At 56.4% G+C, this 22,701-nt stretch carries 22 protein-coding genes; 14 read left to right on the top strand and 8 right to left on the bottom strand.

What is annotated here, in order from left to right; genetic code table 11:
- Positions 1 to 143: 143 nt before the first annotated feature.
- From ACR0JG_RS12550 to ACR0JG_RS12535, 4 genes are all read right to left on the bottom strand, one after another.
- Positions 144 to 551, bottom strand: coding sequence for a VOC family protein (locus tag ACR0JG_RS12550; RefSeq protein ID WP_170396600.1), 408 nt, complete (start codon positions 549 to 551; stop codon positions 144 to 146).
- 6 nt (positions 552 to 557) lie between these two features.
- Complete coding sequence (locus ACR0JG_RS12545; protein WP_170396602.1) at positions 558 to 1,382, bottom strand: arginyltransferase; 825 nt, start codon at positions 1,380 to 1,382, stop codon at positions 558 to 560.
- A gap of 74 nt (positions 1,383 to 1,456) precedes the next feature.
- The gene (locus ACR0JG_RS12540; RefSeq protein ID WP_170396604.1) at positions 1,457 to 1,888 is read right to left on the bottom strand and encodes an RDD family protein; all 432 of its coding nucleotides are present in this window, start codon (positions 1,886 to 1,888) and stop codon (positions 1,457 to 1,459) included.
- A 64-nt stretch (positions 1,889 to 1,952) separates the two neighbouring features.
- Positions 1,953 to 2,375, bottom strand: a complete 423-nt coding sequence (locus ACR0JG_RS12535) for a DUF2852 domain-containing protein (RefSeq protein WP_170396606.1) — start codon at positions 2,373 to 2,375, stop codon at positions 1,953 to 1,955.
- A gap of 264 nt (positions 2,376 to 2,639) precedes the next feature.
- Here ACR0JG_RS12535 and ACR0JG_RS12530 point away from each other — a divergent pair, with 264 nt between their 5' ends.
- On the top strand, positions 2,640 to 3,317 hold the full coding sequence (locus ACR0JG_RS12530) for an aspartate/glutamate racemase family protein (protein WP_480570140.1): 678 nt from the start codon (positions 2,640 to 2,642) through the stop codon (positions 3,315 to 3,317).
- 789 nt (positions 3,318 to 4,106) lie between these two features.
- Here ACR0JG_RS12530 and ACR0JG_RS12525 read toward each other — a convergent pair.
- Positions 4,107 to 4,742, bottom strand: coding sequence for a response regulator transcription factor (locus ACR0JG_RS12525; RefSeq protein ID WP_255612072.1), 636 nt, complete (start codon positions 4,740 to 4,742; stop codon positions 4,107 to 4,109).
- 215 nt (positions 4,743 to 4,957) lie between these two features.
- On the opposite strand from ACR0JG_RS12525, the gene ACR0JG_RS12520 reads away from it, so the two are divergent.
- The 7 genes from ACR0JG_RS12520 to ACR0JG_RS12490 all read left to right on the top strand — a co-directional run bounded on the left by ACR0JG_RS12520 (position 4,958) and on the right by ACR0JG_RS12490 (position 11,889).
- On the top strand, positions 4,958 to 6,199 hold the full coding sequence (locus tag ACR0JG_RS12520; protein WP_480570136.1) for a pyridoxal-phosphate-dependent aminotransferase family protein: 1,242 nt from the start codon (positions 4,958 to 4,960) through the stop codon (positions 6,197 to 6,199).
- Positions 6,200 to 6,214: 15 nt separating this feature from the next.
- Positions 6,215 to 7,411 (top strand): malate--CoA ligase subunit beta, encoded by a 1,197-nt coding sequence (locus ACR0JG_RS12515; RefSeq protein WP_170396612.1) that lies wholly within the window; start codon positions 6,215 to 6,217, stop codon positions 7,409 to 7,411.
- A complete protein-coding gene (sucD, locus tag ACR0JG_RS12510) occupies positions 7,411 to 8,301 on the top strand; it encodes a succinate--CoA ligase subunit alpha (RefSeq protein ID WP_480570133.1) in 891 nt (296 codons plus the stop codon). The genes ACR0JG_RS12515 and sucD overlap by 1 nt, the downstream gene beginning before the upstream one ends.
- Complete coding sequence (locus ACR0JG_RS12505; protein WP_480571110.1) at positions 8,301 to 9,272, top strand: 2-hydroxyacid dehydrogenase; 972 nt, start codon at positions 8,301 to 8,303, stop codon at positions 9,270 to 9,272. Before sucD ends, ACR0JG_RS12505 begins: the two co-directional genes overlap by 1 nt.
- Before the next feature lie 28 nt (positions 9,273 to 9,300).
- Positions 9,301 to 10,278 carry an HpcH/HpaI aldolase/citrate lyase family protein gene (locus ACR0JG_RS12500; RefSeq protein WP_480570130.1) on the top strand — a complete coding sequence of 326 codons (978 nt, stop codon included), beginning with the start codon at positions 9,301 to 9,303 and terminating at the stop codon, positions 10,276 to 10,278.
- Between the two features lie 808 nt (positions 10,279 to 11,086).
- Positions 11,087 to 11,479, top strand: a complete 393-nt coding sequence (locus tag ACR0JG_RS12495) for a Gfo/Idh/MocA family protein (RefSeq protein ID WP_480570127.1) — start codon at positions 11,087 to 11,089, stop codon at positions 11,477 to 11,479.
- Entirely contained in the window at positions 11,455 to 11,889 is a 435-nt protein-coding gene (locus ACR0JG_RS12490) for a Gfo/Idh/MocA family oxidoreductase (RefSeq protein WP_480503328.1), read from the top strand. Before ACR0JG_RS12495 ends, ACR0JG_RS12490 begins: the two co-directional genes overlap by 25 nt.
- 342 nt (positions 11,890 to 12,231) lie before the next feature.
- Here the strand turns inward: ACR0JG_RS12490 and ACR0JG_RS12485 are convergent, their stop codons facing one another.
- The 3 genes from ACR0JG_RS12485 to ACR0JG_RS12475 all read right to left on the bottom strand — a co-directional run bounded on the left by ACR0JG_RS12485 (position 12,232) and on the right by ACR0JG_RS12475 (position 15,951).
- Positions 12,232 to 13,911, bottom strand: coding sequence for a BCCT family transporter (locus ACR0JG_RS12485; RefSeq protein WP_170396620.1), 1,680 nt, complete (start codon positions 13,909 to 13,911; stop codon positions 12,232 to 12,234).
- Positions 13,912 to 13,938: 27 nt separating this feature from the next.
- Complete coding sequence (locus ACR0JG_RS12480; protein WP_480570124.1) at positions 13,939 to 14,997, bottom strand: FAD-binding oxidoreductase; 1,059 nt, start codon at positions 14,995 to 14,997, stop codon at positions 13,939 to 13,941.
- 78 nt (positions 14,998 to 15,075) lie between these two features.
- On the bottom strand, positions 15,076 to 15,951 hold the full coding sequence (locus ACR0JG_RS12475) for a LysR family transcriptional regulator (protein ID WP_480570121.1): 876 nt from the start codon (positions 15,949 to 15,951) through the stop codon (positions 15,076 to 15,078).
- Positions 15,952 to 16,076: 125 nt separating this feature from the next.
- Between ACR0JG_RS12475 and ACR0JG_RS12470 the strand changes: the two genes are divergently transcribed.
- The 6 genes from ACR0JG_RS12470 (at position 16,077) to ACR0JG_RS12445 (ending at position 22,696) form a co-directional block, all read left to right on the top strand.
- Entirely contained in the window at positions 16,077 to 17,159 is a 1,083-nt protein-coding gene (locus tag ACR0JG_RS12470; RefSeq protein ID WP_480570118.1) for an amidohydrolase family protein, read from the top strand.
- A gap of 17 nt (positions 17,160 to 17,176) precedes the next feature.
- Complete coding sequence (locus tag ACR0JG_RS12465; protein ID WP_170396629.1) at positions 17,177 to 17,530, top strand: Rieske (2Fe-2S) protein; 354 nt, start codon at positions 17,177 to 17,179, stop codon at positions 17,528 to 17,530.
- A 692-nt stretch (positions 17,531 to 18,222) separates the two neighbouring features.
- Entirely contained in the window at positions 18,223 to 19,146 is a 924-nt protein-coding gene (locus tag ACR0JG_RS12460) for a hypothetical protein (RefSeq protein ID WP_480570114.1), read from the top strand.
- Between the two features lie 112 nt (positions 19,147 to 19,258).
- Positions 19,259 to 19,648, top strand: coding sequence for a nuclear transport factor 2 family protein (locus ACR0JG_RS12455; protein WP_170663655.1), 390 nt, complete (start codon positions 19,259 to 19,261; stop codon positions 19,646 to 19,648).
- Positions 19,645 to 22,437 carry a [protein-PII] uridylyltransferase family protein gene (locus ACR0JG_RS12450; protein ID WP_480570111.1) on the top strand — a complete coding sequence of 931 codons (2,793 nt, stop codon included), beginning with the start codon at positions 19,645 to 19,647 and terminating at the stop codon, positions 22,435 to 22,437. Before ACR0JG_RS12455 ends, ACR0JG_RS12450 begins: the two co-directional genes overlap by 4 nt.
- Complete coding sequence (locus ACR0JG_RS12445) at positions 22,424 to 22,696, top strand: hypothetical protein (protein ID WP_170396636.1); 273 nt, start codon at positions 22,424 to 22,426, stop codon at positions 22,694 to 22,696. The genes ACR0JG_RS12450 and ACR0JG_RS12445 overlap by 14 nt, the downstream gene beginning before the upstream one ends.
- Positions 22,697 to 22,701 lie beyond the last annotated feature (5 nt).

The following is a 22,701-nucleotide window of genomic DNA, read 5'->3' as shown; positions in this document are numbered from 1 at the left end:
TGGGCTGGACGTTTAGAAGTGCGGCTAATTTGGTGACCTTGCGTCAACTTTCAATCACACGGGCGGGGGAAGGTCGATTAAGATTGCTTAACAATTGGGCGCAGCATGGCGGAAGGTAGTTTAACGTGATGAAAAAAATGTATTTATTTTGTCGATACAGGTGCTGAAAATTCGATCAAATCCCAACGATTTCCGAAAGGATCCCGCCAGACGGCGACAATTCCATAGGGTTCATGGCGCGGGCGCTCTTCAAACCCTACGCCTGCTTCCAGCATCGCTGCGTGATCGCGGTAGAAATCATCTGTTTCGAGGAAAAAGCCAACGCGCCCACCGGTTTGATTGCCGACCGATGCGATCTGTTCCGCGCCCACCGCCTTGGCCAGCAACAACGAAGCACCATCCGAGCCCGGAGGCGTGATCCGCACCCAGCGTTTACCATCGCCCAGATCAATATCCTGCGTCAGAGTAAAGCACAGCACTTTGGTGTAGAACGCGATCGCTGCGTCATAATCCGGGACGACCAGCGTCACCGCATGAAGGCTCTGACGCATGATAGATTAACCTTTGGTGGGGTGGCGGTCAGGCAGTTGGATGTTGGCCACCTGCTCGGCAATCGGGGCCGACGAAAGGGGGTGGTGGGCCGTATGGTCACACTGCTCGGGATTTTTAATTCGCTGCCATTCACCCTGCATATAGACCTGCAAGCCCGCGAATTTGGCCTTGTACCCCATCTTGGGGCTGCCGGGCACCCAATAGCCCAGATAAATATAGGGCAACCCAGCCTCGCGCGCGATCTCGATATGGTCGAGAATCATGTAAGTGCCCAGCGAGCTTTGCTGGAACTCTGGATCGTAGAATGAGTAAACCATGCTCAGCCCGTCATCCAGTACATCGGTCAAACTGACGGCGATCAGCTCGCCGGTTTCGGGATCGGCATATTCTACGACTCGGCTGCGGATCGGGGTTTCCTCGATCATCGCGGCGAATTCGAAGACATCCATATCGGCCATGCCGCCATCCGCATGGCGCGCGTCCAGATACCGACGGAACAGGTCGAACTGTTCATCCGTTGCCCAGGGCGATGTTGCACGTCGGATCAAGTAGGAATTGCGCTTGTGGGCCCGTTTTTGGCTTTTGCTTGGCTGAAAGGCTGACACATCGATACGGGCAGACAGACAGGCGGCGCAGTCGGTGCAGGACGGGCGATACAAAACGTTCTGCGAGCGGCGAAATCCTTGTTGTGAAAGGCAATTGTTCAATTGATCCGCACCTTCCCCCTGTAGGGCGGTGAACAGTTTGCGCTCCATCCTGCCCTCAAGGTAAGGGCAGGGCTGGGGTGCCGTCACATAGAATTGTGGCGCAATTGGCAGCGTGTGTCGCATGAAGGTCCCGCATTTCCTCGGAACCGATGATAGCAACGGTTTTTGACGCAGCCAAGTGTTTCACTCAGGTGTTTTTAGGCGCGCTGGTTGATCATCACGGTGCCGAGGAAGGCATCGGTCAGGCCCTGACAGCGGGCGCTGGTCATCATCATGATGACCGAAATGATCTGTAGTACCGGGATCGCCATGCTGACAAAGTAACCTGCCGTATGTGCAATGGCTTTCCCCGTATCCATTCGGGCGCCAAAGGCGTCACGCAACTCTATCCCCATGAAGCGCATCCCCAGTGTGGCCGAGCCGTTGGCGATGGTAACGACGCGATAGACAAAGCTGATGACTGCGTAGATCAGCGCCAATATGAAGAAGCCCATGCCAAAGGTCAGCAGAATCGCAACTGTACAGAGCAATGAGATAAAGGCGATGTCGAACAGCCACGCGAAAAAGCGCTTGGTCGCTACGGATTGGTAGAATTCGGGTTGGCTGTCGGGGTCAGGCAGATGAGACATAGACTGTAATCCGGGTATTGTGCAGAAACACCCTGTCCCGATGGGGGGACAGGGCAAGCCACGATTAGGCAGGTTGTTCGCCGTTTTCGTCATCACGATTATCGCGGGCGCGTTCATCCATGAACTCGTCGAACTCGGCCTTGTCCTTGGCTTCACGCAGGCGGTGCAGGAACGCCTCAAAGTCTTTCTGTTCACGCTCCAAACGCGCCAGTGTGTCGGCCTTGTAGGCGTCGAACGCGCTGTTGCCCGAAGGTTTCATGGCGCTCATGTGGCTGTTCCACGACGAACGGCGGCTGCAGGATTTGCTGAACATGCGTTTGCTCCAGATCATATAGGCAAGAAAGGCCAGGCCGATGGGCCAGAAGAAGATAAAGCCAAGGACCATTGCGGCGATCCAGGCGCCTTTGCCCTTGCTATCAAGCCAGGCTTCGCTTCGGTGCAGCCATCCCGGATTTTGGGGAACGGCGTGGTCGGACAATGCGGTCATGTGCTCTCTCCAGTTAGGATGTAAATGCTTTTCACATTACCAAGATGGGAGGGGGGGTAGGTGGTTGCAAGGGGGGGATGTGAAAAAGATTTACATTTTTCGGAATCCAGCGTCTGACCGGGCGGATCAATCAGCGGGGTGAAGCGCGCCGTGGTTTTATTCAAATTTCGACATGGATAATTGCAGCAAGTCGTTTTCTGGTTTCTTCGCTCACCGATCCCCGGATCAAAGCCGCCTATCTGGGCGGAGAAGTGTGAGGACGCTGTGAAACTGCTTGTTGTAAATCCCAACACCACCGCCTCCATGACGCGAAAGATCGAAGAAGCTGCACGGGCCGCTGCGCATTCCGAAACCACGATCATTGCCGCCAATTCGCAAGAAGGCCCCGCCAGCATTCAGGGCTATCTGGATGTCTCTACCTGTGTTCCCGGTCTTCTGGAGGTCGTGAAGGCGCATGCTGATGCGGACGCAATTGTTGTTGCTTGTTTCGATGATACCGGAGTCGACGCCGTGCGCTGCGTCACTTCGGCGCAAGTCATCGGCGTTGGGGAGGCGGCCTGCCACGCGGCGTCCATGATCAGTCCAAAATTTAGCGTCATCAGCACTTTGTCCCGATCTCTAGCAGGGCTAGAGGCAAACTTGTTGCGATACGGCTTAGATCGCAGATGTGTCAGGGTTCGGGCTTCGGATGTACCGGTTTTGAAGCTGGAGGAAAACGACCCAAAGACCATCGACATAATACGGGCAGAGATACGCGCCGCAATCGAAGAAGACCGAGCGGAAGCGATTGTTCTGGGCTGCGCTGGCATGACAGATCTGATGTCACAACTGTCCGAAGAGTTCGGCCTGCCGGTGGTAGATGGCGTTGCATGTGCCGTCACTTTTGCCGAAGCCCTAGTCAAATCCAGATTGACGACGTCAAAGCTTTGTTCTTATTCCTAGCCGGTTTTTTTAACTAATTGCGTCAGAGGTCGAGTGGTAGCAATGGCATGTTGCTTATCAAAATTGTTAATTGATGCGTTCAATCGTTGAAACTAGTTGATGCACAAGATCATTTGCCGCGGCGGATGGCAGGCAATGCGCAGGGCGCATGATTGAAATATTCAGCGCAACATCGGGAAAGAATGCTCGAAAGACAACCGAAGGCGATTATTACTGCCCGTTGATGTATCCGCTCACGGTGGTCGGGTCGCAAAGACTATGGAAAAGTTCTTTTTTTTTCGACCAGTCAAGTCAGGGTGAAAGGCTCTGAGTTCGAAGCCGTGTTCGAACCGAGTTTACTACAGAACGAAGGCAACGAGGGTTGCGATCAGGTTCGGGTCCCCCAACTGAATCGCTGCCCTTGGGCGGCCTAATAGAAATTTGGTGTCCCGTGTATATCCGAGAATTACGGGCACAAAATCTGGGCTAGAGCATCAGCGTATATCTGCGTCCAGAAATTCAGTGCACAGCGACAACGCCTCATAGTAGGCATAGCCCGCTGGTTTGCCCCTGATCTACGCCAGCCGGTCCGACGCGATGTCCATGGCCCAAATGTCATTCATAAGCTCAACCTCAGATCGGCTGGAGCAGCGCGCTCAAATCAGCGGGGGTAACGCTCGACGAAAGGTAAGTGACGCATATGATCCGCAAAGGTCAAATCATACCCGGAATCTGTCCGTTTCATCAATTCGCTGAACCAGCCGCTTAACAATCTAAACCTTAGCAACGGACGCCACGAGGTTTCGAAGCTCACGAGTTTCCGTTGTCCAGTTTTGAAGCGTAATAGAAGGCAATCGCCTGCGCGCGGTTCTTGATCGACAGCTTGTCGTATATGTTCGACAGATGGAACTTCACCGTGTTGGTCGAAATCTGCAGCTCTTTCGACAATTCCTTGTTGGACATGCCCTGCGCCAGTGCCTCAAGGATAGCGAGTTCCTTGCGCGACAGAGTCTGCAACGGGTTTTGATGCATTTTGCGCACGTCGATATAGGGAAATACCATTTTGCCCTTAGCGACATCGACACAGGTTTCCAGCAAGCCTTCGACCTCGCCCGAACGCGGCGCGAACCCTGCGGCCCCGGCCTGCATAGCCTGACGCGGTACGTCCCCAGCCTCGTCCCCATAGACCACAAAGCGTGGCGCGTTGGTCTGTTCGCGCAGAACCTCAATCAGTTTTGCCGCGCCCAAAGCAGGAAGTTCCCAGGACACGATCCCCACCTGAACCGGCACCCGCATGACTGTGCCCAGAAATCCCTCGGCGGTCGCTGAAGTGGCCACCAGAGAGAATCGCGGGTCGCGCTCGAAGATCTCGGACATGGCCGACAGCACCAAAGGGTTGTTGTTGGCCAGCATGACATCAATGGGGCGTTGAGATGTGTCGGACATTGTTTTCCCGTCTGATTTTATCTAAACCTACCTATTTTGGTGGGGATGCTTTCAGTATACATTGGCATATTTACCAAAATGGGTAGGTTAATACCCGCCTAACAAGATATGCTAAAGCTGTAGTAAGTTACGTTGTGCCCCGGCGCAAGTTTCAGTTTTCCTCTGGGTCAAGGCGATCGGCGGTATCGAACACACCCGACGCACAGGAGGAGCACATGACGTTTCAGATTTATCCAACGCTCGACATCCCCGAGACGCTGGCCGCTGGCCCAGGACCGGGAAACACCGACGCACGTGTTTTGCAGGCGTTTGCCAGCGCCGGCGTTGCCGACCACATGCAGAGCGACGTGCTGCGTGGCATGATCGAATGCAAGCACATGCTGCGTCTGATCTGGGGCACCGCCAACACCCATACCTTCGCGGTTGCTGGCACCGGATGGAGTGGGCTGGACACCATGTTCTCGGCGGTGATGCCGGGTGACAAGGTTGTGGCCTTCACCAATGGCACCTTCTCGGGCATCGATGCGATGACTCTGCGGATCAAGGCTGCAACACCGGAAGAGCACGCGACCAACCCTCTGGACCCACAAGCTGCGAGTGTCGCCGTTATTGAGGTTCCTCATGGCCAGCCCGTCACAGGCGAGATGGTCGAAGAGGTGTTGGCCACGCACAAACCGAAGTGGGCCTTCATGGCGCATTGGGAAACCGGGTCGGGTCGGGTCAACGACCTGCGTGGCTTCTCGGACGCCTGTGAACGCCACGATGTGATGGGTTTGATCGATGCCGTATCGTCGTTGGGTATCGCGGATTTCAGCATCGATGACTATCCGGGTGTCGCGGGATGGGCCTCGTGCCCGCAAAAAGGGCTGTGCTGCCTACCGCTGACCTATGCGCCGGTCAGCTTCACCGACGCCTATATCGACGCGCTGAAGACTTCCGGCGCCTATACATACGTCCACAACCCGATTTTCGAAGCACGCCACTGGGGCATCGTTGACGGGCAAGACGTGGAAAAGGGCACCTATCACCGTACCCATTCGGGCTATGCGGTCGCCGCCTTCCATGAATCGCTACGCCTGACTCTGCAGGAAGGGTTGGCCAAACGTGCGCATTCCTATCGCACGCATGAGGCCGTCCTGCGCGACGCCGTCACCGCGATGGGTTGCCAGGTCACATCGGACATGCCCAGCCTTGTGGTGCTGAACCTGCCCGCAGAGCTGGCGGGTCGTGAGATGGAGTTGGTACAGAACTGCCGCGCCCGTGGCTTTGGCATCTGGCCCACGCTCAGCGCCCCGGTTCAAGTCCGTATCGGCATCCTGAACCAGCTAACCCACCAATCGGTCAGTCGCATCGTCAGGCTGTTCGCCCAGGCCATCCGCGAGATGGGCGGCTCGGTTGATTTCGAAGCCATCGAAGCACTTTTGGAAAGTCGCTACGGCACATCTATCGCTGCATAACGGGAGGGAATGCAGATGGATATCCATGAATATCAGGCGAAAGAACTTCTTTCGAATTTCGGCGTCGAGGTCCCTTCGGGGGCTTTGGCCTACAGCCCCGAGCAAGCGGCATATCGCGCGCGTGAGTTGGGTGGTGACAAGTGGGTCATTAAGGCGCAAGTCCATGCCGGCGGGCGTGGAAAGGCCGGAGGTGTAAAGCTGTGCAACTCGGAAAGCGAAATATACGAGGCTTGTGACGAGATGTTTGGCCGCAAGCTGGTGACGCACCAGACCGGCCCCGAGGGCAAAGGCATCTACCGCGTCTATGTGGAGGCCGCCGTACCGATTGATCGCGAGATTTATCTGGGCTTTGTGCTGGATCGGTCCAGTCAGCGGGTGATGATCGTGGCCTCTTCGGAAGGTGGGATGGAGATCGAAGAAATCTCATCTGAGCGCCCCGACAGTATCGTCCGCTCAATCGTTGAACCTGCCGTTGGACTGCAGGAGTTTCAGGCCCGCGAAATAGCGTTTAATCTGGGGCTGGAACCTCGCCTAATTCAACACATGGTCCGTACCCTGCAGGGTTGCTATGCTGCGTTCAGCGAGCTGGACGCGACTATGGTCGAGATCAACCCGCTGGTCATCACTGGTGACGACCGTGTGCTGGCGCTGGACGCGAAGATGAGCTTTGACGACAATGCTCTGTTTCGCCATCCGCAGGTTGCTGAATTGCGAGACAAAAGTCAGGAAGACCCGCGCGAAAGCCGCGCGGCGGATCGCGGACTGTCTTATGTCGGACTGGACGGCAATATCGGCTGTATCGTGAACGGTGCCGGTTTGGCCATGGCCACGATGGACACCATTAAGCTGGCTGGGGGTGAACCTGCGAACTTTCTGGACATCGGTGGCGGTGCTTCGCCCGAGCGGGTGGCCAAAGCGTTCCGACTGGTACTGTCCGATGACAACGTTCAGGCGGTGCTGGTCAATATCTTCGCAGGCATCAACCGCTGTGACTGGGTGGCCGAGGGCGTAGTACAGGCGCTGCGCGAGTTGGAAATCGACCTGCCGGTCATCGTGCGTCTGGCGGGCACCAATGTCGAGGAAGGTCAGAAAATCCTGGCCAAATCGGGCCTGCCAATCATCCGCGCGACAACCCTTATGGAAGCCGCTGAACGCGCTGTGGGTGCATGGCGCAACGATCTGTCCCAAAACACCAAGATGAGGGCTGTGTAATGAGCATTCTTCTGGACCGCGACACCCGCGTTATCGTTCAGGGCATCACCGGACGCATGGCGCGCCTGCATACCAGGGATATGGTGCAATATGGCACCAACGTCGTTGGCGGCGTTGTTCCCGGCAAAGGCGGAGAGGCCGTCGAAGGCGTACCCGTATTCGACACCGTCAAACAGGCGGTTGCGGCCACTGGCGCCGAGGCTAGCCTTGTCTTCGTGCCCCCTCCGTTCGCGGCGGATTCGATCATGGAGGCCGCAGATGCCGGTATTCGCTATTGCGTCTGCATCACCGACGGCATCCCCGCGCAGGACATGATCCGCGTAAAACGCTACATGTACCGCTATCCTAAGGACAAGCGCATGGTGCTGACCGGTCCGAACTGTGCCGGTACCATCAGCCCCGGTAAGGCGTTGCTGGGCATCATGCCGGGCCATATCTATCTGCCGGGCACTGTGGGCATCATCGGACGTTCGGGCACGCTGGGTTACGAGGCCGCAGCGCAGTTGAAAGAGCGCGGCATCGGTGTCTCGACCAGCGTCGGCATCGGCGGTGATCCGATCAACGGCTCGTCCTTCCGCGATATCCTTGAGCGGTTCGAACAGGACGAAGACACCGAGGTCATCGCCATGATCGGCGAGATCGGCGGCCCTCAGGAAGCTGAGGCGGCAGAATACATCCGTGACCACGTCACCAAGCCTGTTGTGGCCTATGTCGCGGGCCTGACCGCGCCCAAGGGCCGGACCATGGGCCATGCTGGTGCAATCATCTCGGCCTTTGGCGAAAGCGCCAGCGAGAAGGTGGAAATCCTGTCAGCGGCTGGTGTGACGGTTGCTGAAAACCCCGCGGTGATCGGCGAGACTATCGCCCGTGTCATGGGAAAGGCCGCGTGATGGTCAAACCTTCGGTCCTTGTCACCCGTCGCTGGCCTGCCGCCGTCGAGGCGCAACTGGCCGAAAACTACAACGCCGTGCTGAATACCGGGGACAATCCGATGTCCCCGGCTGAACTCCGCGACGCGTTGAAGACATACGACGCGGTTCTGCCCACCGTCACCGACACGCTTAGCGCCGAGGCGCTGGACGTGACCGCAGCTCAGACCAAGATTTTGGCCAATTACGGCGTCGGGTACAGTCATATCTGTGAACCGGCGGCCCGTGATCTGGGTATGACGGTCACCAACACGCCCGATGTTCTGTCTAAATGCACCGCCGATCTGGCCATGACCCTGCTTCTGATGGTCGCCCGTCGCGCCGGTGAGGGCGAGCGCGAGCTGCGCGCAGGCGGCTGGACCGGCTGGCGTCCGACCCATTTGGTCGGCACCAAAGTCAGCGGCAAGACGCTGGGCATCATCGGCTTTGGCCGCATCGGTCAGGAAATGGCCCGCCGCGCTCATCACGGTTTCGGCATGAAAATTCTCGTACAGAACCGCAGCACCGTGTCGCCAGACGTACTGAAGCAATTCAACGCCACGCAGGTCGAGACAGTGGACGATCTGTTACCGCAGTGCGATTTCGTCTCGCTGCATTGCCCCGGCGGGGCCGCGAACTGGCATCTGATCAACGGGCGCAGGCTGGACTTGATGAAACCCGACGCCTTCCTGATCAACACCGCGCGCGGTGAGGTGGTGGACGAGCGTGCTTTGGTACAGTCGCTGATGTTCGACACGATCGGCGGCGCTGCGCTGGATGTGTTCGACGGCGAGCCGCGCATCAACCCTGACCTGTTGCAATGCGACAACTTGGTGATGCTGCCGCATCTGGGCAGCGCAACAAAAGAATCGCGCGAAGCCATGGGCTTTCGCGTGTTGGACAATCTGGGCGACTTCTTCGCTGGTCGCCCACCCCGTGACCGCGTGATCTGACGCACCCTTCTTCAAAGGAGCAAAACCCATGAGCTTTTATGCCATCGAACAGGCCCCCGCGCGCCTGAACCGCAGCGAACTCGCCGTGCCGGGCAGCCAGCCCAGCATGTTCGAAAAAGCCGCGAACTCGGATGTGGACGTGATCTTCCTAGATCTCGAAGACGCGGTAGCCCCGGATGAGAAAGAGCAGGCCCGCAAGAACATCATTCAAGCCCTGAACGATATCGACTGGGGCAGCAAGACAATGTCGGTGCGCATCAACGGGCTGGATACGCATTACATGTATCGCGACGTTGTGGATGTAGTCGAACAAGCCGGTGCGCGGCTGGACCTGATCATGATCCCCAAAGTCGGCACAGCGGCAGATGTCTATGCCGTCGATATGATGGTGACGCAGATCGAAGACGCGATGGGTTACAAGAAACGCATCGGGTTCGAGCATATCATCGAGACCGCTCTGGGCATGCAGAATGTCAGCGAAATCGCGGCGGCCTCGAGCCGCAATGAGAGCCTGCACTTCGGTGTGGCGGACTATGCAGCCTCGACCCGCGCGCGGACCACGATCATCGGTGGTGTGAACCCCGACTATTCGGTTCTGACCGACCCGGATGTCGATGCTTCGCGCGCGACCCATTGGGGCGATATGTGGCACTACGCGCTCGCCCGTATGGTTGTCGCCGCCCGTGCCAACGGTCTGCGTCCGATTGATGGTCCGTTCGGTGATTTTCAGGATCCTGAAGGCTATAAGGCAGCTGCCAAAAGGGCGGCGGTGTTGGGCTGCGAAGGCAAATGGGCCATCCACCCCAGCCAGATCGCGTTGGCGAACGAGGTCATGTCACCCAGCGATGCCGAAGTCACCAAGGCCCAGCGTATCCTTGTTGCTATGGCCGAAGCCGAGACCGCAGGCAAGGGTGCGGTGTCTCTGGATGGTCGTCTGATCGACTATGCCTCGATCCGCCAGGCGGAGGTCATGGTCGAAAAGGCTCGCCAGATCGCGGCTGCCTGATTTTAGCCCGCATTGGGCACTGAAGTAGGGGTGCGCACGCTTGCCTCGGCAGGTCCGGGGCAGGCAACATCTGCAGACTTCGGTGGTCATTAAATCGATATGGCTGAAGTCTGCAACACACTACCTTGAACACTCACAGCCTTGCCTGAAAACGATGTTTTTCGGACCAAACCAGATGGGTTCTGTCGCAATCTACGATCCCATCTGTCGCTTGCAAGGTAGTTCTTTTGGCGGCGTTCGCAAAACAGACAGGAGCGGTATGTACTGATCTTACTCAAGGGAGCACATTTTCCTGATGAAGTGATCTTCCACGCGGTTTTCCACTACCTGCGCTAGCGTGTTTCTTGCGGGGACCCAGAAGAAACCATGTCGGAGCGGAGCGTAGTCTTGGACCACGCTGCACTGAACCGCCTTTTGAAGGAGACCAATAGCAGACCGTCAACTGGATGATACCTTTCGCCAAACAGGCGCTAGATCTACCAAGGTCAATAGTCAAAAGATTGCAACGGGTCCCGTTACGACAGAACCGACTTCTATAAAGTGGCAACGGCGCAAACGCGGTTTTGAACCATGTCAATTTTGACGACGACAGCAGGGGGCCAAGACGTTCAATCAGTGTCGCATGATAGGTATTAAGCCAGATGACCTAAGCCTCGGTCAAAAACTGAATCTACAGCATAGTGGTTTGAACAGGGCACCATGTCAGGTTCGAAAGCTGCATGAACCCGTCATCGACTCGTAAGATCTCGAACAGGTTTACGATCCGGATACCGAACTATTCGGGCACATAAGAGCCTGGTTCGCAAAGATGGGCGATCTTGAAACCGAACGTGATGCCGAGTACGCCATTCTGCGCTTCCGACATGCGTCATCAGCTCATTTTATACTGACTCACAACTACACGGGTTATCCAATGGTTCGTCAGGCACGTGGCATGGTGCGTGCGGGCGAGTTGAGCAAGCTGCGGTTGGTGCAAGTGGAATATGCGCAAGACTGGCTGGCCGTACCCACCGCATCGGACAACAAGCAGTCCGACCGGCGCACCGACCCAATTCGGTCCGGTGCTGGTGTAATTGGTGATATCGGTACTCACGCGTTCAATCTGGCACATTTTGTAACTGCGAAGTGCCATCGCACCTTGCCGCTGACCTTTCAAGCTTGGTTCCGGGCCGCCAGATGGACGACAACGCCCACGTCTTGATGCGCTATGCTAGTGGCGCGCGTGGAATGCTATGGGCCAGTCACGTGGCCGTGGGAAACGAAAACGGCCTGCGTTTGCGGGTTTATGGCGAACGTGGTGGTCTGGAGTGGTCACAGGAACACCCTAACCACCTACAATTCACCCGCTTTGGCCAGCCTATGCAGCTCCTGACACGTGGATCAGGATCGGTGCTGCCGCAAGCCGCCCAACGAGCAACTCGTATCCCTCCGGGCCACCCTGAAGGATATTTGGAAGGCTTTGCAACCCTCTACGCCGAGGCCGCCGAACTGATCCGATGTGAGGATAAGGCGGACCACTTACTGCCCGGTCTTTTTGACGGTTTGTTGGGTATGGCATTTATCTCAAGCGTACTGGCATCGGCCAAGACGAAGGCCGATGGTGCCGCATGAGTGCATAAAGGTTCTGCAGCGAAGCCTCCTGAAGTTTTAAGAAATGCATCTGACCTGCGGTATAAAGTGGTCAGTTCTTTGAGTTTTTGAAAGGAACAGACTCCGAGCGTTAGCTGACCTTTACGGATCATGTGCGCGACCTCGATTGTCGGCAAAAAGGTGCGGGGCGATACTTGTAGTAAAGCGTCCACATTGGCCGACATTGTCGCAAACAACTTCAAACTGGAATACAGATTTGAATCAGTTTCAGTTTGCTCACACATTTGATGGGTTGGCATTGAGGGCCAGACAGAAAATGGCCTCCGAAATACCGGAGGCCAATCAAAGATATTTCCTCAACCTCTATTCGGCCGGCATAGTCGTTGCTTCAGCTGAGATTGTTGTCGCGATGCCCGCTGCTTCGCGCCGCCCATCATTCCAGATTGCTTTGATCAGTGCGATGCACATCAACGCCATTACAATAGAGAAGGGCAATGCACCTATCACCATAGCGGTCTGGATGGCTCCGGTACCACCTGAGACAAGCAAGCCCCCGACAACAAGTGCCAGAGCTGCGCCCCAGAACATGATGTGAGGCCTTGCCTTGGGACCTTCGTCGCCAGCTGCGTTGATCGTATTCACGATCAGCACGGCCGAGTCTGCAGACGTGACAAGGAACGTCATCAGCAGGACAACGATCACGGCGGCCATTGCCCACGCCAATGCTTCTGCAATCGGAGCAAGCATGTGTTCTGTCATCGCGAAGATCTTGTCGCCGTTCGCCGCATCCAGAATGACGCCGTTTGCGTCTCCGTTCAGTTCCAGATCGATAGCCGTGCCTCCGGCCCAGGCGAACCAGACAAAGCACATTAGTGCGGGAACAATCATCGCGCCCAACACGAACTCACGGATTGTCCGGCCTCTGGAAATCCGCGCCAGGAACAAACCGACGAAAGGTGCGAACGCGATCCACCACGCCCAATAGAAGACAGGCCACCAGCCTTGCCACTGCGCAAGAAGGAAAGCTTCCGACCCTTCAACACCATCAGATGTGTATACGTTGAAGCTCAGCCATGGCAGCGCGACCACATAGTCCCATATGCCTACAAAAAACGCTTTGGCGCCAAAGAAGGTCGCTCCGAACAGGATGAAGAACCCCAGAAGGAAGATCGACAGGCCCATATTGATGTTCGATAGCCATTTGATGCCCTTGCCAACACCGGACAGGGCCGACAAGGTCGACGCGCCCATGATGACAAGTAGAGCGACGACGATACCCAAGTTTGTCGCAGAACCATCGGGCTGTGCGAGCCCACCGATGCCGATGCGTGTGAGACCTGCAACGAACTGTTCAACACCGAAGCCGAGCGTCTGGGCTACCCCAAGAATAGTGGCGACAACGGCGACGATGTCGATCAGATGACCGAGGTTGCCCGACAGTGATTTACCAAACAGTGGGGTCAATGAGGAGCGGATCGTCAGCGGCAGTCCGCGACGATAGCTGAAGAAAGCAAGCGCCAAGCCAGCTATCGCATAGCATGCCCACGCCCCGAAACCCCAATGTAGGTATGACCAAACATACGCCGTTCGGACATTGTCTGCATCCAGTGCAGTCGTCACCCCCTGAATAACGGACGGATTGTTCTTGAAATGCGCGACAGGTTCGGCGACCGCCCAAGTTAACATTCCGACACCGATGCCCGCGCCAAACATCATCGAGAACCAGGAAAAGTTAGAGAACTCGGGTTTCTCGCCCTCTACGCCAAGTTTCATACGTCCTGCAGTTGGCCAGATGGCCAGCCCAATACAGACGATGACAAACCCGGTAACAACCCAGATATACCAGGCAGCGAACTGCGAAAGAATGGCGGCATTCCAATCGCCAAGAATTCTACCAGCCTGTGTTGGCCAGACTATGCACCAAACAACCAGCAGGCTGATGACGATCTTGCTGATCACCGTCACGTTGACGCTGAACCCCCGGTAAAAACCGTTGTCAGCGGTTTTTATCGGAAGTTCCGATAGTGGTGGTTTCATTGACATTTGTATTCCTCCCTTTGAATCTCCGCTTCACGCGTCGAGCGCGACCGGGCCTTTCGGCCAACTGCAACAGGCCAGCACATACCCTTGCTCGGTATCACCGGGTTGCAGGCCGCCCATGTCCTGCATCTCAACATCGCCCTGAGTGAGGCGCACTTTGCAGTTGCCGCAAACGCCCTGCTGGCAGGCCGAGTCGATCCAGACGCCTGCGTTCAGCGCAGCCTCTAGCAAGGTCTCGCCCTCGGCGGCATGACCGTGCAGACCGCTGAGTGAGAAATAGACCTCGCCCCCCGTGCCGCTGCTTTCTTCGATAGTGATCTTTTCGCCAAAGCTCTCTTCGTGGACAGCGGCAAACGGAATGACAGAAGCCACATCACGGGCTGCTTTCATGAACCCTTCGGGACCGCACATGAAAATGCTGCGCTCGGCGTGATCAGGCACAAGTCGCTGCAGCAAATCTGCCGATATCTGACCGATTTCACCCTCAAACCCATCATTCGCTTCATCCACAATGGTATGGATGGTCACGTTGGCGAAGCGTCGGTTCAAAAACTCAAGCTGGTCGCGGAAAATGATGTCCCTAGGCGAGCGAGCGAAATGCACGAAAACGATGTCTTTCGGCAAGGTCACGTCGGTGACGTATTGCAGCATCGACATGACCGGGGTGACACCCGAGCCACCGGACAGGAACAATGGCTTATCGCTGGGGATATCCACCCAGTTGAAGCCACCGGTGATATCTGCAATCTCGATCTCTGTTCCGGGGACCATCTGATCGTTCAGATAGTTGGACACAACCCCACCGGGCACGCGCTTGACGGTGACCTGAATGTTGTGGGGCCGGGTCGGCGTGGACGAGATCGAATAGGCGCGTACATGCTGCTTGCCCTCGATCTCGAAACAGAAGGTCACGTATTGGCCTGGTTTGAAGTCGAAGCTGCGGCTTTGCGTGTCTTCAAAGACGAAGGTCTTGCTGTCATGCGTTTCATCGATCACCGCTTTGCAGGTCAAAGTGGCAGGCCCACCTGCGTAGCAGGGTTGGTTGTTGGCTGAATTCAGGGAAAACGGACTGTCCGTCGCAACGAGCATCTTGCGGAAACCTCCAGAATAGGGTTCGCGCGAGGATAGTGGTGCAGGGGATCTGAAAAACGGTGCAGAATTGTTGTATCAATCGGTTAAAGCGATTGATCTGTGCTGGATCAGTTCTTTGAACAGGGCGACTGCCTGAGCCACCAGAGTATCATGACGTTTTCGTACGTGCACGATGGAATAGATGGGCTGTGGAATCACCGGTGCGTCCGTTACCTGTTGCAATTTCGGATACTCGGCACACAGACCCGGTGCGGCAAACCCGGGGAAATATGCCGTTCCGCCGTTGGCTTTTAGGAAATCCAAAGCCAGATCATTACTGCCCACCAGGATCGAGCTTTGCGGCTGATCTGAAAACGCCTCGTCGTGCTGGCGATCAAAATAGGATGTGTAGGCGACCTGAATGTAGCGCGTCCATGGAACGTCCTCGATCCGGTTACAATCGGTGGACAGCATTACATAGCTTTCGCTGCCCAATTCGCTGACAAACATGTCAGGCGCCCGCTGCGGGACAAAAACAATACCGATATCGGTCTCGCCGGTCAGAACATCCCGCTGTATCTGTTGTGAGAAATTCGCCTCGAGATACAGGTCCAGATACGGGTTTCTTTCCCTGACTGCCTTAGTCCAGTCTATCAGCACGGATCGGGCCAAACTGAACTGAACTGATATACGCAAGCGTTGCCTGTTGCCGCTGCCACCCGCCTCAACATCGCGTCGTGCCAGACTCCAAGCAGCCAGCAGTGACCGGCAATGGGTCTCAAAGCGGCGCCCGGCGGCCGTGGGTTCAGCCCCGCCGCGCCCCCGTTCGAACAGGCGTGTGTCCAGCTCCTGCTCCAACTGACGGATGCGAGCGCTGACCGTGGATTGGGTCACATTCAGACGTTCGGCGGTGCGGTTGAAGTTCCGCGTTTCCAGAACATCCATGTAGGTCACTAAAAGCTGGCGATTCATTTAATCGGTAATCCCGATCGATAGGTGCGTTTCAATTGTATTTATTTGCCAAAGTTTCGCAGATATCAAGCATCGTTGAACAAGATGTAAGCCCGCCCTTTTGGCGCCAGCAACAGGAGAAGTTCATGTTCATCGTCGATTGCGACTGCCACAACTATTGGTGCAGCGCCACGGTTCTGGAACCCTACATGGAAGGTCTTTTCAAGGACATGTTCGTCCGGGGTGAACGCACCGGCCCACGTGGTGCATTCCCACATGGCCATCGTCCCTGGTTCCACCCCGAAGGATTTGCCCGCCATGACGTGAACCCGGTTGAGGAAGACGACAACTACTTGATAATGAAGGAAAAGCACCTCGATAAATACAATATCGACGTTGCAATCCTGACCGGCGACGAACCGATCGAAGCCTCAACGCTGGCCAACCCTTATTACGCCAATGCGCTGTGCAAAGCCTATAACGACTACATGATCGACTACTGGCTGCCCAAGGACGAGCGGTTCTGGGGCTCGATCGTGGTGGCACCGCAGGACCCGCATCTGGCCGCCGCTGAAATCCGCCGGGTTGGCGGCCACCCCCGTGTCGTTCAAGTTTTGGTGAGCCACGGTGCCGCACGCCCTTATGGCGACCCGTTCTATCACCCGATCTATGAGGCTTGCGCCGAAATGGGCTTGCCATTCGCTATGCATCTCGGCGGACAGGGCGGCATCAACTCGACCCCCATCGGGGCCGGGCCTTCGACCTTCTTCTGGGAAACCCACGCGATCCTGCCGCAGACGGCCATGACCCACATGGCCAGCCTGATCGCCCACGGCGTGTTTGAGAAATGGCCGGGCTTGAAAGTGGTAATAATCGAATGTGGCGTCGCCTGGGTGCCCTCGGTTCTTTGGCGTCTAGATGCGAACTACAAGGCGCTGCGCAAGGAAACGCCGTGGCTCAAGCGTCTGCCGTCCGAATACTTCAAGTCGAACATCCGCATGTCGACCCAGCCCCTGGAGCAGCCCGAGAACATTCAGCACCTTTGGGCAACGCTTGAGGCTATGGATGGAGAGAACACCCTGATGTTCGCGTCGGACTATCCGCATTGGGACTACGACGACGTCAACAAGCTGCATGTCCCGCCCGCATGGCGCGAGAAGATCTTCGGACTCAATGCGTTGGACGTATATACCCGTCTGCCACGCCCGATGGCGCATGCCGCCGAATAAAGAAGGAGACATCGACCATGGCAAACAAGTATTTCGCCTGCAAAACTGATGAAGTCCCCAGCGACGCGGCAAAGATCGTCACAGTTTCGAACATGCCCATCGGCGTTTTCAAACTCGACGACGGTTATCACGCTTTGCTCAACATCTGTCCTCACAAAGGTGCGGCCCTCTGCGAAGGCCCGGTCTGCGGTACGACCCGCCAAACGGACTCAACCGAATTTGTCTATGATCGCGCCGGTGAAATCGTCCGTTGCGCCTGGCACGGTTGGGAATTCGACATTCGCAGCGGTGAGTTTCTTGTGGATTCGTCCATTAAAACGAGACGCTTCGATGTATCAGTAGAGGGCAGTGATCTCTTCGTGCATCTGTAAGAAGCGGGTTTCACGACGAAGGTCAGAAATATTAGGCAGTTCAATCTTTCCTCACAGCTGCCTGCGCTGGCATTGTCTAGGCATAGGCAATGCCAGTTCTATTTTTGAAACTGGAGAACTATCGCTGTGCTTTTCGTATAGGCTTGGAGGATGGCTATCTGCACGTTCTGATTGGCCTACAGGAGGGCGCTCACCCTGGCCAGATATTCATTGAAAGCAACTCATGGCTTGGCTAAGCCATTCTTACCAGCGCCCAAAACTATTTGTTTGATTGACTTCATGAGGCATTGGGCATTTGCCACTTTTATGTCCCAGAAAACAGCAGACCGCGTAAATAGCTGTTCAAGGCCTTCTTGAAAACCATTGGGCTCATGAGATTTTCAAACTAAGGAAATGCATTTGAGCCCATATTTTACACGCCAATTCAGGTCCATTCGCAATTATCCCGCTTCCTCTGATCTACTGCAGTATAGAGTATTCAACTACAGCGGATTTACGTCTCAGTAATTCAGGCCGAGCGACGCAGCCCATCGATTAAACGTTTCATTAAGAAGGCTTAATAATCAAACGCTTCCATAGGGTTTGCACAATGGCTGCATACATAGTTTTCCGAGGAGTAATCAAGGGAGGTCGCTGAAATGAATGTTGTGAACGCAACTCATTGGCCGTTCGGGTCAGAGGAGAGTTTCATCTTGTCGACCGAACCAGGCCCAGCTTCGCAAGGCGGCGTATCTAGTTCGATTGATCAAGTCGATTTGCCTTTTTTGAACCTCGATCCCCATGATCTCGAAGGGAAAGAAGATCTGTCGGATATCGAATTGCGCGGGTTTTGGGACGGGGTGATCGACAGCACGGTCAGCGCGTATCAAGGTGCTGGGTCTCACGAGGTTGAGTTCAATCTTTCGATGGTGAACTACGAGATCGCGACACGCGGAAGCGCCACGCTCATTTCCGAGCTGTACCATACACAGCAAGTCGCGCTTGAAACCATAAGCATACATGGAACGGACATACCTGTTTCTTATGAGGCCCGGTCCGCCTTTGGATTTGAGGGCGTTCACATTGGTCAGGCAGCACAGTTTCAGCATCTGTCTGTAGCCAGCGAACTGGGGGAGATGTTCGATGTGCATGGGTTCGATGCAAATGGCGATCTGGTTCTGGCGTCATACGGCTATTACGAGGTCGTCGAGATCGCAGGCAAGCTTCACCAAAACGGAATTTCTGATTTTGCACTTAGTTTCGAGGTGTCGTTCGAGCTCGAAATGAATGAGACCGGTCTTTATGAAGTATTTGCTGCGGTCTCGTTCGATGGCCAAATTGACTTTAACGACGGAATGTCGCGCTTTTTTGAGTTTGAAGAGGATATGTATTTCCCAGCTCGCGATCTGGGGCGTGTGGAATTTGGCCCTTTGCCAGATGGCTTGTTCCAACAACTGGCGATGTTTCAGGCTCATATGGGTGACGCCTGGGACGAGTTGGTGAGTTTGAACGATCAGCTTGAGGCGGCGTTTCTGCAGCTTCGTGAAGACGAGCACTATGATGAGTGGGATTTAGCCGGGCAGGGGATTGAAAATCCGTTCACTTTCGATTTGCCGCCAGTGGATCAGTGGCTATAACGATTTGGACATTCGGCCCTTTCTGCTGTTCAATCGGACAGGGCTAAGCCAACTCTGTCCGATCATGTGCGCTGGCCGCATCTGATTTTCGGCCGTCACAAGTCATAGGCAAATGGAAGATATTGAAAACACCAGCCCACCGTCACTCGATCAGATCCTCTCGCTGGAAAAACAGGTATGGACTGCGCTGGTTGAAGGCAATGCACAGGCCGACCGGGCGCTGCTGAGCCCCGATTTTCTGGGCGTGTATCCAACGGGTTTTGCCAATCGCGACGATCATGTTGGCCAGTTCGCCGATTCGCCTACGATGGCGCAATATGAACTCAGCGATACCAGGTTGCGCGTCTTATCGGCGGATGTGGTTTTGCTCTCATACAGGGCAGATTATCTACGCCCCGAAGCACAGGAATGGGAGGCGATGCTGATCTCATCCCTATGGGAGCGGCGTCACGATGTCTGGATCAACAGTTTCAGCCAGGACACGCCACTGGAACGGTCATGAGCCAGCCTCTTGTTATCAACCGCTTGCCGCGCGCTTTTCATACCGATCTGGGTGACGAAACACGCGCGGCGCTGCCCGATTTGACTGCCGAGCAGGGGGAGTTGATCGCGGGAACTGCGGGCTCTAGCCCCTACCTGAAAGGGTTGATTGACCAAGAAAGGAACTGGTTGCCACACGCGTTGCAGCAACCGGACCAGGCATTGTCGGAAGTGATGGACGCGGCGCGCGCGCTGCCGTCGGATCAGTTGAAACCCGGTTTGCGGCAAGCGAAGAGGCGCATGGCCTTGCTGACGGCGCTGGCCGATCTGGCGGGTGCGTGGCCGTTGGAAAAGGTAACTGCCGCGCTGACTGACTTTGGCGCTTTGGCCGTAGATGTGGCAGCGAAGGCCGAAATTGCTGCGTTGATCCGGCGCGGCAAGCTGCCGGGTATGACCGAGAATGATGTCGAAACCGCAGCTGGTATGGTCATTCTGGCGATGGGCAAAATGGGCGCATATGAGCTGAATTATAGCTCGGATATCGATCTGATCGTGCTGTTCGACGAAACCCGTTTCGATCCCGATGATTTCTATGAAGCCCGTCAGGGAATGGTGCGCGCCACGCGGAATTTCTGTGCCACGCTCAGCGACAAGACGGCGGATGGGTATGTATTCCGCACCGATCTGCGACTGCGCCCGGACCCGGCAGTCACACCCGTGTGTCTGGCGATGGAAGCGGCTGAGCGCTACTATGAAAGCCTTGGGCGCACGTGGGAACGTGCGGCCTATATCAAGGCACGCCCCTGCGCCGGGGACATCGCGGCAGGTCAGAGATTCCTTGATGCATTGCGCCCGTTCGTCTGGCGGCGGCATCTGGATTTTGCCGCAATTCAAGACGCTCATGACATGCGACTGCGTATACGCGAGAACAAGGGAACGGGCGGAAGCCTCTCGATTCACGGCCACGATATGAAGCTGGGGCAGGGCGGTATTCGAGAGATCGAGTTCTTCACCCAGACCCGCCAATTAATCGCGGGCGGACGTGATCCAGACCTTCGCGTCCGGGGCACCGTTCCCGGTCTGGCGGCGCTGGCCTCAAAAGGCTGGGTGCCCGAAGATGTCGCCGAGAAGCTGACCGATCATTACCGTGCCCACCGCGAGGTCGAGCATCGAATCCAGATGGTGCATGACGCGCAGACCCATAAGGTGCCAAATTCAGAGGACGGTTTCGAACGGGTCGCGTGCCTGATGGGGATCAGCAGCGCCGAATTGACCGCCGAACTGACCCGCCGCCTGACCGAAGTGCACGAACTGACCGAAGGGTTCTTCGCCCCTGGACCAGGCGCGGCACCCGTGCCGCTTCAGGAGGTTGAGTTTGACAAGGGTGTGCTGGCCCGCTGGCCGACTTACCCGGCGCTTCGATCGCAGCGTGGTGCACGGATATTCGAGCGGCTCAGACCGGAACTTTTAGCGCGATTGGCGAAAACTTCGAAACCCGACGAAGCATTGCTGGCGCTGGATGGGTTTTTGGCAGGATTACCCGCTGGAGTGCAGCTGTTTTCCCTGTTCGAAGCGAACCCGCATCTGATCGATCTGCTGGTCGATATCGTCGGGACATCGCACGCCCTTGCCACCCATCTGTCGCGCAACGCCTCGGTTTTTGATGCGGTGATTGGTGGCAGTTTCTTCAGCGATTGGCCCGGGCAGGCGACCTTGCAGTCGGACTTGACGCAGGCCTTGGCAGAGGAAAGCGACTATGAAACACAGCTCGATTTCGCACGTCGCTGGTGCAAGGAGTGGCACTTTCGCATCGGTGTGCATCATCTGCGCGGACTGATCGATGGGGCGCAGGCCGGGCAGCAATATGCCGAACTGGCGCAGGCCGTGATTGCGGCGGTTCTGCCCTGCGTTGTCGACCAGTTCTCCAAAAAGCATGGACCGGCGCCCGGGCGCGGCGCCGCGGTTTTGGGCATGGGGTCACTTGGGGCAGGGCGCATCAACTCGCAATCCGATCTGGACATGATTGTCATCTACGATCCTCAGGATCAGGACATGTCCGATGGCCCTCGCCCGCTGGCAACGCGGACATACTACGCTCGTTTCACCCAGGCTCTGATCACGGCGCTCAGCGCGCCAATGTCGCAGGGACGGCTTTATGAGGTCGACATGCGTCTGCGCCCGTCGGGCAATCAGGGGCCGGTGGCTACAAGCTGGGTCAGCTTCACCAACTATCAGCAGAATGAGGCCTGGGTGTGGGAACACCTTGCTTTGACCCGCGCCCATGTGGTCGCAGGCGACGCCGGTCTGGCCGAGGATATCGAAAGCTTCCGCGCCGATTTCCTGTCGCAATCGCGCGATCGCCAGAAGGTGCTGAAAGAAGTCGCCGAGATGCGCGAAAGACTGGCCGCAGCCAAAGCACCAGCGGGCGTTTGGGACGCAAAGAATGGGCCGGGCCGCATGATGGATATCGAGCTGATGGCAGAGACGGGCGCATTGCTGGCCGGATTCCCCCAGCGCGATGTCCATTCGGGTCTGGACGGGGCGGTCGCTGTCGGGCTGCTGGATGTCGCACAGGCGCAAACCCTGAAGGGTTGTTACGATTTATGCTGGTCGGTGCAATGTGCGGCGCGTCTGCTGTCGGGAAAGGTGATCGAGGCCGACAAGATCGGTGAAGGCGGTACGGCCTTTCTGTGTCGGGCGACCGGGTTCGATCAGGTCGAACAGCTGCAATCCGCGTTGCAAGACAATTACAGCACTGCGGCCTCGTTGATTGGCGCAGTTGTCGGAGGGGTTGAAGATGGCACGCAGTGATGATCCGAATGACCACAAAGGCCTGATCCGCGAGGCGTATCGCATTGAAGGCATCACCTTGCCCGAGTGTCGCAGCATCTTTCTGGATTGGGCGCTGAGCCTGCCCGGAGAGCTTGATCAAAATCAGGCCTTGACCAACCTGCACGCAGTCTATTCGGAACAGGCTGCTGATCATCCGATGACGCAGGTCCTGACCGAGGGTTTGCAGGCGGCCCAAGCCCCCAAGCGTCGTGGCGGCTGGCGCAAGCGCAACCGTTAACGGGG

The sequence above is a fragment of the Ruegeria sp. AD5 genome, assembly GCF_056542345.1.
The sequence above is the reverse complement of the archived record's forward strand: the minus strand, read 5'-3'. Positions and strand labels throughout refer to the sequence as shown.

What these genes read in the sequence shown, in the direction of transcription:
- ACR0JG_RS12550 (WP_170396600.1), bottom strand. Translation starts at nt 551, where the DNA reads ATGCGTCAGAGCCTTCATGCGGTGACGCTGGTCGTCCCGGATTATGAC.
- ACR0JG_RS12545 (WP_170396602.1), bottom strand. Translation starts at nt 1,382, where the DNA reads ATGCGACACACGCTGCCAATTGCGCCACAATTCTATGTGACGGCACCC.
- ACR0JG_RS12540 (WP_170396604.1), bottom strand. Translation starts at nt 1,888, where the DNA reads ATGTCTCATCTGCCTGACCCCGACAGCCAACCCGAATTCTACCAATCC.
- ACR0JG_RS12535 (WP_170396606.1), bottom strand. Translation starts at nt 2,375, where the DNA reads ATGACCGCATTGTCCGACCACGCCGTTCCCCAAAATCCGGGATGGCTG.
- ACR0JG_RS12525 (WP_255612072.1), bottom strand. Translation starts at nt 4,742, where the DNA reads ATGTCCGACACATCTCAACGCCCCATTGATGTCATGCTGGCCAACAAC.
- ACR0JG_RS12520 (WP_480570136.1), top strand. Translation starts at nt 4,958, where the DNA reads ATGACGTTTCAGATTTATCCAACGCTCGACATCCCCGAGACGCTGGCC.
- ACR0JG_RS12515 (WP_170396612.1), top strand. Translation starts at nt 6,215, where the DNA reads ATGGATATCCATGAATATCAGGCGAAAGAACTTCTTTCGAATTTCGGC.
- sucD (WP_480570133.1), top strand. Translation starts at nt 7,411, where the DNA reads ATGAGCATTCTTCTGGACCGCGACACCCGCGTTATCGTTCAGGGCATC.
- ACR0JG_RS12505 (WP_480571110.1), top strand. Translation starts at nt 8,301, where the DNA reads ATGGTCAAACCTTCGGTCCTTGTCACCCGTCGCTGGCCTGCCGCCGTC.
- ACR0JG_RS12500 (WP_480570130.1), top strand. Translation starts at nt 9,301, where the DNA reads ATGAGCTTTTATGCCATCGAACAGGCCCCCGCGCGCCTGAACCGCAGC.
- ACR0JG_RS12495 (WP_480570127.1), top strand. Translation starts at nt 11,087, where the DNA reads ATGGGCGATCTTGAAACCGAACGTGATGCCGAGTACGCCATTCTGCGC.
- ACR0JG_RS12490 (WP_480503328.1), top strand. Translation starts at nt 11,455, where the DNA reads ATGGACGACAACGCCCACGTCTTGATGCGCTATGCTAGTGGCGCGCGT.
- ACR0JG_RS12485 (WP_170396620.1), bottom strand. Translation starts at nt 13,911, where the DNA reads ATGTCAATGAAACCACCACTATCGGAACTTCCGATAAAAACCGCTGAC.
- ACR0JG_RS12480 (WP_480570124.1), bottom strand. Translation starts at nt 14,997, where the DNA reads ATGCTCGTTGCGACGGACAGTCCGTTTTCCCTGAATTCAGCCAACAAC.
- ACR0JG_RS12475 (WP_480570121.1), bottom strand. Translation starts at nt 15,951, where the DNA reads ATGAATCGCCAGCTTTTAGTGACCTACATGGATGTTCTGGAAACGCGG.
- ACR0JG_RS12470 (WP_480570118.1), top strand. Translation starts at nt 16,077, where the DNA reads ATGTTCATCGTCGATTGCGACTGCCACAACTATTGGTGCAGCGCCACG.
- ACR0JG_RS12465 (WP_170396629.1), top strand. Translation starts at nt 17,177, where the DNA reads ATGGCAAACAAGTATTTCGCCTGCAAAACTGATGAAGTCCCCAGCGAC.
- ACR0JG_RS12455 (WP_170663655.1), top strand. Translation starts at nt 19,259, where the DNA reads ATGGAAGATATTGAAAACACCAGCCCACCGTCACTCGATCAGATCCTC.
- ACR0JG_RS12450 (WP_480570111.1), top strand. Translation starts at nt 19,645, where the DNA reads ATGAGCCAGCCTCTTGTTATCAACCGCTTGCCGCGCGCTTTTCATACC.
- ACR0JG_RS12445 (WP_170396636.1), top strand. Translation starts at nt 22,424, where the DNA reads ATGGCACGCAGTGATGATCCGAATGACCACAAAGGCCTGATCCGCGAG.